The sequence below is a fragment of the Streptomyces hainanensis genome (assembly GCF_004348415.1).
GTDB classification, from domain to species: Bacteria; Actinomycetota; Actinomycetes; order Streptomycetales; family Streptomycetaceae; genus Streptomyces; species Streptomyces hainanensis.
In genome coordinates this window covers 1-4,865 of record NZ_SMKI01000527.1, presented here as the reverse complement: position 1 = coordinate 4,865, position 4,865 = coordinate 1, and the positions used below count along the sequence as shown (strand labels likewise).

The window sequence follows — 4,865 nt, the reverse complement described above, 5'->3', positions numbered from 1 at the left end:
CTTCCAGGGCGGGGGCCTTCGGGCGGGGAGATGTCATGAGCAGTACAGCAACTCCGGAGGGTGGCGCGCCGGAGCCGCCGCCGCCGAGCGGCGGCCGACCGGCCAGGTTCCTGCACGCCTTCCGGCGTCACATCCTGCGCAACTCGCTGATCGCGGCCGCCGCCGTCACCGCGGTCACCACGGCGGTGGCCGTGCTGGTCACCTCGCTGACCGAGCGGGTCGTCGCCGACGACCCGCCGCCCACCTGCCCCGGCACGGCCTGCGACGGCCGCAGCCCGGAGAGCACCGGCTGCGGCGAGGACGCCGGCTCCCACCGCCCGGCCGAAGGCAATCCGGCGACCCTGGAGATCCGCTACAACCCGGACTGCCAGGCCGTCTGGGGTCGCATCCTGACGGGCGAACCCGGCGACCGCGTCACCGTCCGCGTCACGGGCGGCGGCAGCACCGAGGCCCAGATCGCCTACGAGACCGACCAGTTCACCAGGATGGTCGCGGTCGACCCGGACACCTTCCGCGTCGAGGTCTGCGCCGTGCCCGGCGTCTCCCCCGAGCGCCGGGCCGACTGGCCCGGCTACTGCGTCGAGGCCGGCGAGGACACGGAGTTCTCGCTCCGCTAGGGCCTGTCTGATAATTCCTGGCGTCGCGAGCCCGCCGGGGATTGTCAGACAGGTCCTAGGTCGGCCGGTCAGCTCCGCTTGATCCCGACCGCCGCCCAGGCGGAGATCCTCGCGTCCAGCTCCGTCGACTCGCTGGCCAGCGCCCGCCAGCGGTGCGGCACGGTGATGCCCGGCTCGACCAGGTCGAGCCCGTCGAAGAACCGCGCCACCTCCTCGCGCGTCCTGACCTGGGCCGGGATGCCGCCGCGCCGGTAGATCTCCTCGACCTGCCGCAGTGCCGGCGCGTCGAAGTCGGGCGTGACATGGCTGAGCAGCAGCGCGGAGCCGGCCGGCAGCGTGTCGAGCAGCCGCCGCACTATCGCGTGGGCGCCCTGTTCGTCGGTCACGAAGTGCAGCAGCGCGAGCATCGACAGCGCGACCGGCTCCGACCGGTCGATGGTCTCCGCGAGTTGCGGCGACGCCAGGATGTCGTCGAGCTCGCTGACCAGGTCGGCGTGGATGTAGGTGGTGCGGCCCTCCGGCGTGCTCCGCATCAACGACTCGGCGTGCGTGAGCACCAGCGGGTCCTTGTCGACGTAGACGATCCGGCACTCGGGCGCGGCCCCCTGCGCCACCTGGTGCAGGTTGGGCTCGGTGGGTATCCCGGTGCCGATGTCCAGGAACTGCCGTATCCCCGCCTCCTCGACGAGGTGGCTGATCGCCCGCCGCATGAACGCCCGGTTGGCCTGCGCCGCGTCCCGCACCCCCGGCCACCACTCGAAGACCTTCTCGGCGGCCACCCGGTCGACCTGGTAGTTGTCCTTGCCCCCCAGGTAGTAGTCGTACATCCGCGCCGAATGCGGCACGCTGAACGGGTCGTTGGGGGTGCTCATCTCTCTCCCGGGGGTGGTGCGGAACCTGGGCGCAGGCTACCCTCCCGGGCCGTCGGCCGTCGGCCGACGGCTACGCGCAGATCAGCTCGCGCACGCCCTGGAACGCCTCGAACTCCTCCCGCTGCTCCACCGGCAGTTGGTAGAAGGCCGCGGTGATCTTCGGGACCGAGGGGATCACGGTGAGGCGGAACTTCTGGCCGTCCGTGGTCGCGACGTGGAACCGGCCCTGGAGGTCCCGCTTCTTCACGTTGCCGCGGTTGGCGTCGGTGATCCGCACCGGCGTGCCGGCGCTGACCGCGCCGCCGTCCTCGTCGACCGGGACGACGACCAACTCCGTGCCGCCCGGCTTGAAGCCCACCGCGTAGTTGTAGACCTTGGTGCTCTGGAACACGATGTAGTTCCGCTGCCTCATGTCCGACGCGTACACCTTGGTGTAGCTCGTTCCGTCCGGAACGGCGGCGTCGAAGGCGGCGTGGATCGCGGCCTTGAGTTCTTCCTTGCTCGCCACGGTGGGCTCCTTGCGATCGTGAAAAGAAGAGAACGCGCGGGGAGCGGGGCGCTTCGGCGGTCCTCGGACACAGGGCGGGAGGCCGTTTCGCCCGGCGAGGACCGCCGCCCCCCGACGCACGTTGACTGTACAGCCATCCAGTACATCGGGACAACGGGATGCGGGCATCATCACGCAGAGTGCCCGCGCGGAAAGCGGGACAATGGAAGCCGGGGGAGATCGAGAGCCGGACCAGCGGGAATGGGGTAGCGGAGTGTCACCACGATCGGTGGAGACGAACGAGGAGATGCGGGCGCAGTCGCGGGAGCGGATCCTCACCGCGGCCCTCGAGGTCTTCGCCGAGAAGGGCTACCACGAGGCCACCATCTCCGACATCACCGCCCGCGCGGGCGTCTCGCGGGGGCTGATCACCTATTACTTCTCGGGGAAGCAAAGGCTGGTGGACGAGCTCCTCGACCGCTACCTGGACGGGGTCGCCGCCGTCCTCGACGTCACCGGCACGCCCGACGAGCGGCTCGCCGGCATCATCGACCGGATCCTGTACGCGGCCGCCACCACGGTCGGCGTGCAGCGGATGGCGCTGAGCCTGGTCGTCGGCCCGGCCACCCACCCGCTGTTCGCCGCCGCCGAGGCGCGCGCGGAGCGGCGGCTGCTGTTCCTGGAGGACGGGCTCCGCGCCCTCTTCGCGGCCCGCGGCGCCGAGGACCCGGCGCTGGAGGAGGTGCTGCTCCGCAGCGTCCTGGAGGGCGTGATCTTCAAGACCGCCGTGTACACGGACCAGTACCCGACCGAGCGGATCCGCGACCGGCTCTACACCCTGTACGACCTGCCGCGGCCGAAGTCGCCGCTGCTGCACGCCGATCCACCCCCGATCGGCCGGATGCGGGCGAGCCGGCCGACCGGGGAGGAGCGGCCGGCGGCGCCGCCGCCCCGGGCCGGGTGACCGGGCCGTGGTGACCGAGTCGCCCGGGGTGACGCCGACCGCTAGCGCCGTGCCGAGGTCAGCCGCACCAGCCGAATTCCACCTGCGGACTCTCGGCGATCTGTCCGTCGGTGGAGATTATCTCGCCCCGGTAGGAGACGCATTCGCCGCCGGTCGGCGCGGAGACGGCCGCGAAGTGGCCGAAGGAGCCCTGGTCGCGGAACGTGCCCGAGGCTAAACCGATGAGGCGCGCCTCGGTGCTGCTCGCGACCCCGTGCATCGCGCCCTCTCTCAGGGTGACGACACAGTTTTCCTGGTAGCTGTCGCTCCACAGCAGATACGCCGTGCCGAAGCGCGTTCCGCCGCTGGTGGTGATGGCGCCCGAGTGCAGTGTGAGGTAGCTTCCGCTGCTCCAGCCGCAGCCGGTGGTCGAGGTGACGGCCTCGTTCAGGGTGTGCGCCGAGGCGGGAGTGACCGTGACCGCGAGAGTGACGGCGGCCAGCGGCAGGGCGACCGCGGCGCGGATGACGGTGCGTCGCATTCGGGATGTCATGGGAGATTCCCCTTCCTGTGTGAGAACTTCGGGGGGCTACCCGAAACCCCGGCGATCCACACGGCGGCGGAGTTTCCCGGCCATGCGGGCCGGCGTCCTGAACAGCCTTTCGGAATGCCCTGATCCGGCTGGTCCGCCGGTATCGCGACGGGTGAACTCCCGGTTGAGCGGCGGTCCGGCGGGTGATGGGTGTGGGCCGCGCGGGGGCGGCTGTCGGAGGCGTCTTCCCGGGCGCCGCACCGTCCAGGTTAGGATGATGCCAACATCTGAATGTGGCAGGCATCCGAATCCTGGAAGGCGGCGGCGATGGCGGCTCGGCATCTGTATGTGGTGAGGCACGGCGCGGCGGACGCGTTCGGTGAGTTGACCGACGTCGGGCGGCGGCAGTCGGAGCTTCTCGGGGAACGCCTGGCCGCGCTCCCGATCGACGCCGTCTGGCACTCGCCCCTGCCCCGGGCGGTGCGCTCCGCCCGGATCGTCGGCGAGCGCCTGCCGGGCGTTCCGGTGCGCGAGGCCGCCGAGTTGGTCGACCATGTGCCGCTGGTGCCGGCGGATCCGCCCCCGGCCTGGGCCGGGTTCTTCGACGGCTTCGACGCCGCCGAGGCGGCCGAGGGCGCGCGCCTCGCGGCCGCGCTGCTCGACCGCTTCGCGCGCCCTGCCGCCACCGGGACCCACGAGGTCCTGGTCACCCACGCCTACCAGGTGGCCTGGCTGGTGCGGCACGCGCTGGACGCGCCGCCCGCCCGATGGCTGGGGCTGAGCTGCGGGAACACGGCGCTGACGGCGATCGGTTACCACGACGGCGCGGCGCCGACCGTGCTGCTCTACAACGACATGGGCCATCTGCCGGCCGACCTGCGGTGGACGGGGTTCGGCCCCGGCGTCCGCCCCTGAGCCGGTACCGGAACCTAGCCGCGGCGGAGCGCGGCGTGGGCCGCGGCGAGTCGCCCGGCCTCGTCACGCTCCTCCCCGGCCCTGCCGCCCGACACCTCGTCCGCCCAGCCGAGCAGCCGACGCAGGTGCGCGTCGGCCGCGTCCGTCGTGATGTCGGGGCGGCCGAGGACGACCTCGCCGCCGGTGCCGTCGAGGGCGACGAGTGTGCCCTCGGCGACGGTGCGCCCGCCGACCCGCACCGCCGCGCCGGCGGCATCGACGGCGAGGCCGGCCACGCCGACGACGGCCGGTTTCCCCAACGCCCGTGCCACGACCGCCGCGTGGCTGGCCGGGCCGCCGCGCGCGGTGACGATCCCCGAGGCGGCGGCCAGGCCCCGCAGGTCGTGCGGGGACGTCTCCGGCCGCACGAGGACGACCGGCCCGTCCGCGGCCATCCGCACCGCCGCCTCGCTCGTGGTCGCGACCCGGCCGACCGCGACCCCCGGGCAGGCCCCCACGC

At 72.6% G+C, this 4,865-nt stretch carries 7 protein-coding genes; 3 read left to right on the top strand and 4 right to left on the bottom strand.

What is annotated here, in order from left to right; all coding sequences use genetic code 11:
* Positions 1 to 35: 35 nt before the first annotated feature.
* Positions 36 to 617, top strand: a complete 582-nt coding sequence (locus tag E1283_RS31755) for a DUF2690 domain-containing protein (RefSeq protein ID WP_132821630.1) — start codon at positions 36 to 38, stop codon at positions 615 to 617.
* A 68-nt stretch (positions 618 to 685) separates the two neighbouring features.
* On the opposite strand, the gene E1283_RS31750 is transcribed toward E1283_RS31755, so the two are convergent.
* Complete coding sequence (locus tag E1283_RS31750; protein WP_132821629.1) at positions 686 to 1,489, bottom strand: SAM-dependent methyltransferase; 804 nt, start codon at positions 1,487 to 1,489, stop codon at positions 686 to 688.
* Positions 1,490 to 1,559: 70 nt separating this feature from the next.
* Positions 1,560 to 1,997 (bottom strand): hypothetical protein, encoded by a 438-nt coding sequence (locus tag E1283_RS31745; RefSeq protein ID WP_132821628.1) that lies wholly within the window; start codon positions 1,995 to 1,997, stop codon positions 1,560 to 1,562.
* A gap of 253 nt (positions 1,998 to 2,250) precedes the next feature.
* Here E1283_RS31745 and E1283_RS31740 point away from each other — a divergent pair, with 253 nt between their 5' ends.
* The gene (locus E1283_RS31740) at positions 2,251 to 2,940 is read left to right on the top strand and encodes a TetR/AcrR family transcriptional regulator (protein ID WP_243745245.1); all 690 of its coding nucleotides are present in this window, start codon (positions 2,251 to 2,253) and stop codon (positions 2,938 to 2,940) included.
* 58 nt (positions 2,941 to 2,998) lie between these two features.
* On the opposite strand, the gene E1283_RS31735 is transcribed toward E1283_RS31740, so the two are convergent.
* Complete coding sequence (locus tag E1283_RS31735) at positions 2,999 to 3,460, bottom strand: hypothetical protein (protein ID WP_165956316.1); 462 nt, start codon at positions 3,458 to 3,460, stop codon at positions 2,999 to 3,001.
* A gap of 318 nt (positions 3,461 to 3,778) precedes the next feature.
* Here E1283_RS31735 and E1283_RS31730 point away from each other — a divergent pair, with 318 nt between their 5' ends.
* The gene (locus E1283_RS31730) at positions 3,779 to 4,366 is read left to right on the top strand and encodes a histidine phosphatase family protein (protein WP_132821625.1); all 588 of its coding nucleotides are present in this window, start codon (positions 3,779 to 3,781) and stop codon (positions 4,364 to 4,366) included.
* A gap of 14 nt (positions 4,367 to 4,380) precedes the next feature.
* On the opposite strand, the gene E1283_RS31725 is transcribed toward E1283_RS31730, so the two are convergent.
* Positions 4,381 to 4,865 (bottom strand): PEP-utilizing enzyme (locus tag E1283_RS31725; protein ID WP_243745244.1); only part of this gene is annotated, 485 nt, incomplete at its 5' end.

What these genes read in the sequence shown, in the direction of transcription:
- E1283_RS31735 (WP_165956316.1), bottom strand. Translation starts at nt 3,460, where the DNA reads ATGCGACGCACCGTCATCCGCGCCGCGGTCGCCCTGCCGCTGGCCGCC.
- E1283_RS31730 (WP_132821625.1), top strand. Translation starts at nt 3,779, where the DNA reads ATGGCGGCTCGGCATCTGTATGTGGTGAGGCACGGCGCGGCGGACGCG.
- E1283_RS31755 (WP_132821630.1), top strand. Translation starts at nt 36, where the DNA reads ATGAGCAGTACAGCAACTCCGGAGGGTGGCGCGCCGGAGCCGCCGCCG.
- E1283_RS31750 (WP_132821629.1), bottom strand. Translation starts at nt 1,489, where the DNA reads ATGAGCACCCCCAACGACCCGTTCAGCGTGCCGCATTCGGCGCGGATG.